Source organism: Phormidium pseudopriestleyi FRX01 (assembly GCF_017313335.1).
GTDB classification, from domain to species: Bacteria; Cyanobacteriota; Cyanobacteriia; order Cyanobacteriales; family Laspinemataceae; genus Laspinema; species Laspinema pseudopriestleyi.
This window is the reverse complement of the sequence record NZ_JAFLQW010000255.1, coordinates 1-5,244: the sequence shown is the minus strand read 5'-3', so window position 1 is coordinate 5,244 and position 5,244 is coordinate 1. Positions and strand designations below refer to the sequence as shown.

The 5,244-nt window shown below is 49.4% G+C and carries 3 protein-coding genes; all 3 read right to left on the bottom strand.

Going from position 1 to position 5,244, the window contains the following annotated elements; genetic code table 11:
* A partial coding sequence (locus J0895_RS09430) for a CBS domain-containing protein (RefSeq protein ID WP_479724801.1) occupies nt 1-563 on the bottom strand: 563 nt, incomplete at its 3' end.
* Nucleotides 564-910: 347 nt separating this feature from the next.
* Entirely contained in the window at nt 911-3,778 is a 2,868-nt protein-coding gene (locus tag J0895_RS09425) for a sensor histidine kinase (RefSeq protein WP_207087850.1), read from the bottom strand.
* A 327-nt stretch (nt 3,779-4,105) separates the two neighbouring features.
* Nucleotides 4,106-5,113 (bottom strand): DnaJ C-terminal domain-containing protein, encoded by a 1,008-nt coding sequence (locus J0895_RS09420; protein ID WP_207087849.1) that lies wholly within the window; start codon nt 5,111-5,113, stop codon nt 4,106-4,108.
* Nucleotides 5,114-5,244: the final 131 nt, after the last annotated feature.

Below are 5,244 nucleotides of genomic sequence, written 5' to 3'. Positions count from 1 at the left end.
CGCAGTTCATGACTCATGTTGGCTAAAAATTGACTTTTAGCGCGGTTGGCGGCGATCGCCGCATCTTTTTTCTCTTCAATGGTTTGATTCGCCAGTTGGAACAGGTGAGAGTGGGCGACTAACAGAATATGCAAATCTAAAAATCGCACTTGTCCATCGGGGAGGACGAGGGCGATCGGTTCATAAGCTTGGTGGGGGTCACGGGCTAAGGCAATATCAACCGCTTCGTGGATTTTACAGGAGGCGGGGAGATGCAAAGGGGGGGAATAGATGCCAGATTTGGTTTCCACCGCTTGGATGGTGGTCCACAGGACGGACATGGGACGTTTGAGATAAATTTCTAATCCGTAGGGACGACTCAACCATTCAAAAAATTTCCGACGGGAAATGATGCCGAGGGTTTGTTCATCGGCGATAATCATCACGCCGGGTAACTCCAGATGAGTTTGAAAGACTTGGCTGACAACCTGTCCGAGGGTGGAGGCGGAAACTTGAAAATCATGGGATGGTAAATCAGCTAAGGTGGAATCAAGGGTCAGCTGGTCTTGTTCTGGATAAAGCACGCTTGTGGTCCTCCCTATACTGACCCTATAACAACTCGGCTGGACCCGAAGCCTACGGTTCGGGGGTTGCAGCCTAAGAGTTCTACCCTTTGAGATCCATTGGACTGCCCCAAAATACGCAGAGTCCGGGAAGCATTGGCCTGATTACCCGTGGCAGATAGGGAAATGTTGAGGCCGGATCGAGTCACTTCAGGCTGTCCCTTGCTAGTCTTGGCAAGGGGAAGTGCGATATGCCCGCTTTCTTTTCGTAACCCGAACTCGGTTTTAAAGCCTATCATCCTTCCCTCCTTCAACTGGATACTTTTGAAAACAATGCCTGAACTCGTGAGCGGTTTTGGGTGGTTTTGTTACTCCATTAGGTTAGCGGGAAACTGAAAGCGGTAAGGCAAGCGGACTGTAAAGGTTGAGCCAGATCCGAGTTCGCTGGAAACGGCGATCGCCCCTCCCATCATTTCACAGAATCGCTGACCGATCGCCAGTCCCAAGCCAGTTCCTCCATACTTGCGGGTGGTACTGGGGTCAGCCTGGGTAAAGGCATTAAAAATCTGCTCCATCTGGTCTGATGTCATCCCAATTCCGGTATCAATTACCCGAAACTCAATCCAGTCCGGGGGGGAATTGGGGGGGAATACCCGGTCGGGAATGAGTCTCACTTCTAAGGTGATTGTCCCATTTTTGGTAAATTTAGCGGCGTTGCTTAATAAGTTTAACAGCACTTGCCGAACCTTGTTTAAATCGGAATACATTTGGCCCAGATGGGGGGGAGCGTTAACCTGGAGGTGATTCCCATTTTTCTGCACTAAGGGGTGAATGGTCGCGACTACGGCTTCGATGATCTCACTGACATCGAAAGTTTCTAGGTAAATATCCATTTTACCTGCTTCAATTTTGGAGAGGTCGAGAATATCATTAATCAGGCTCAATAGATGCTTTCCGGCAAACTGAATTTTTTTCAGGTCAGGAATAAAATCCGGGATGCCGATGTCTTCGGCTTCTTCTTCGAGGATTTCACTATAGCCGACGATCGCATTCAGGGGGGTTCGCAGTTCATGGCTCATATTAGCCAAAAACATACTTTTGGCTTGGTTGGCAGCTTCGGCAGCTTCTTTGGCCTGGTGTAGCATGATTTCGGTTTGTTTGCGACTGGTAATGTCTCGGACAATAATAATGATTTGGTTTTCCAGCAGGGGGAGGAGTCGTGCTTCAAAATACTTGAGGTGATCGCTAATCTGTAAGGAGTATTCTCGATAGACTAAATTGCGATTTTCTTTAACTTCACTCTGAGCTTCTACAAAAGTTTGACTGACATTTGAGGGGAGAACCTCATGAATTTTACGACCTAGGAATTGTTCCGGAGGCAGGTAAAGGTCCGAGATTTTTCCAGCTTGATAGTCTAAAATTGTGCCATCGTTAGCCAGCTTAAAGTATAAATCGGGGAGGGCTTTAAAAATGGCTTGCAATTCTGAAGTTGTATGATATAATTTTTCTTCATACTGTTTGCGATCGGTAATATCTCGGGTGATGGAGACGACACAGGGAACTCCCTCTAAGACGATGGATTCAGCGCAGAATAAGCCGACTCGAATTTCCCCGGACTTCATTCTAAAGTGAATTTCGTGATCAATGACTCGACCCTGGGTTTGTAATTCCTCAATACAGGTTTTTTGTTCGGCTTCATAGACCCAAATATTCAGATTTATTGAGTTGTTGGCGATGACTTCAGCCCACTCAAAGCCAGACATTTCTAAAAAGCGATCGTTCACCTCTATATAACGCCCTTCCGCCAGGGTGGTAAGGGCGATCGCATCGGGAGAAGCGCGAAAGGCTTTAGAAAACTTTTCCTGAGAGATGCGGAGGGCTTCTCGCGCCCGTAGGCGATCGGTAATATCAGTTTGGGACCCGGCAAACCGATAGGGGTTGCCATCGGTATCCCGAACCGCCATCCCCCGAACTAGCATCCAGAGATAGGACCCATTGTTATGCAAGATCCGATATTCCGTTTGTAAGTGAGGGCTACGTCCTTTTAAGTGGGCCTGGATGTCGGATTCCACTCGTTCCAAGTCATCGGGATGAATGCGACTGAACCATTCATCGGGATTGGACCCGATTTCCTCGGAATGACAGCCGATCGCCGACTTCCACCTGGGAGAAAAATAGATTTCTTGAGTCTTCAAATCCCAGTCCCAGATGCCATCATTGGCCCCGGCAACGGCGATCGCATATCGTTCCTGACTCTTCTGGAGGGCCGAAGTCGCCCGTTCCACCGCCAACTCCATTTCCCAAGGTTTTCTGACCCAGATAAAGGTAGATAATCCACAGGAAAAGGCTAAAAAGCCGCATAGGGAGTATAACCAGCCAATGGGTTGACTCACGGGCCATCCCTCCAAGGGAATGGCGGCCATTTCCCAGGACCCGTTGGGTAAAGAGACCTCTAGGAGAACCGGGTTGCGATTAAATAGGTCTGGATTTCCGAAAAATACAGCCCCTTGGGACCCTAAGCCATCTTGACCGCGAATGGCGTACTGGACGGGAATCGGAGTTGAGAAGCGAGATCGAGTCAGGGTGGATTTGCGTCCGGGAGGAGTGGCGATCGGCTTAGTTTTCGGGAAGAGTTTGGCATCGGTGAAGAGGACCTGCGGGTCGATGATGATCGCCACCAGACCCCAGTAAGCACCCTCCTCGGGACTATTCGGGGAATCTAGAAAAATGGGAGTGCGACTAATTAATGCCGTACCCCCCTGAACTAACGCCGTCGGACCCTCGACGAGGGTACTTTTACTCTGGATAATTTGTGGGACAATTTTCTGAGAGCGGGAATATTCGAGGAGGTTGAGACCCAGGGCGGTTTCATGACCCTGGAGCGGATAAAGATGACTGATAATATTATCTTTAGCCAACTGAATATTCACAATCCCCGTTTGCTCAGAGACCATGACTTTGGCAAGGCGCTCAAATTCCTCGGGAGTAACATCAGGATGGTTGGAAACGTAGGCAACCAGACCCCGGGTAATAAACAGTCGGGAGTTTAAGGCGCTTTCGAGTCTAGCTCGCTTGCTACTGAGTTGGAGCAAGACATCGGTGCGAATTTGCTGACGATTGCGTTGGATTTCCGACTGAGCAAGCGCCCAAACTCCGGCTATAAGCAGGCCAGCGGAACAGACAGCAGCAATGTAAGGTGACAATGGCGATCGCATCACACTCTCATGTTTATTCAATTACTCGGAAGTCAGCGATGGATATTTCAGGAACGCAAAACCTGATGGATCTGAGGCCCTACAACTGAACCCGGTATTTGCCTCTTCTACCTTTTATAGATCGGGAGATTGTAGACTTTAGCATTTTTCAAACCGAAAAAGTTGGGAGCTTAAAAAATTTCCTCTCCTTAGCTTACCCTATTTTCCCTAACGGATTGTAGAGAGTTTAGGGAAATCATATCACAGCAATGCTATAAAAAATTATTGCCGTTTTACATTGTATTTAAGGCTACTATTTTCAGCGGAGGCAATCCCACGAAATGCCTCCGCACTCACCCAATTTTATCCCTAGAGAAGCAAATCCTGACGCGGCTTAAAGGTTTCAATCTGACGCAATTTTTCGTAGAGTTCTCGTTCCTGGTCCGTGACCTGTTTCGGGACAGAAATCACAATTTCTACGAGTTGGTCACCCCGGTTGCCATCGCCGGTGGGATAGCCCTTATTCGCCAGACGCAACCGTTTACCCGGGCCGACTCCTGGAGGGAGAGTCATTTTCACCAACCCATCGAGGGTCGGCACCTCCACCGCCCCACCGAGGACCGCCTCACAGGGGGAAATGGGGAGTACACAGTAGATATCCGCACCTTGAACCTTAAAAAACCCGTGGGGGGCAACGGTAATTTTTAAATACAAATCACCCCCATTCATGCCTTGACCCCGGAGGCGAATCCGCTGACCCGTAACCATTCCCGTTGGCATCGTGACTTCGAGCGATCGCCCATCTTCCAGGCGAATCCGTTCCCGACCTCCGGTATAGGCTTTTTCCAACGGTAACGTCAGACGCGCTTCCACATCCCGGGGGTTAGGACGCGCCGGAATCGTGTAGGCCGTTTTGCTACTGCGGGGTTGAAAGGCATCGCGATCGCTGGCCGTGGTCGTAGTCCCTACCCCCACTCCAGCAGTCCGGGTTTCCCGACGACCCAGAAGTTCATCCACAAAGCTATCAAAATTAGCATATTCAGAGAAATTACTCGAACTCTGAGCTTCCCGAGATGCCCCCGTAGCAAAGGGATTGCTGCGACTGTTCCAGGCCGGGGGTCGCACAGATGCACGGCCTTTAAATCCTTTCTTGCCCAAAAACCGACTAAATTCGTCGTATTGCGCCCGCTTATTCGGGTCCGAGAGGACCTCATACGCCTCAGAGAGGTCCTTAAATTTTTCCTCAGCGACTTTATTGCCAGGATTCAGGTCTGGGTGATACTGCCTTGCCAGTCGCCGGTAGGCTTTTTTAATCGACTCAGTAGAGGATTCTTTCGTCAATCCGAGAATTTCGTAATAATTGCGCCAGTTCTGCATATCCGCGATTTTAGACGTTAGATTTTGGATTGTTATCAATTAGATGGACGGACGACCTTTTACAAGAGTAGGTTTTTACGCTCATAGTGATTTGCCTTACGAACGGTCCCCGGACCTTGGCAAGGTCCGGG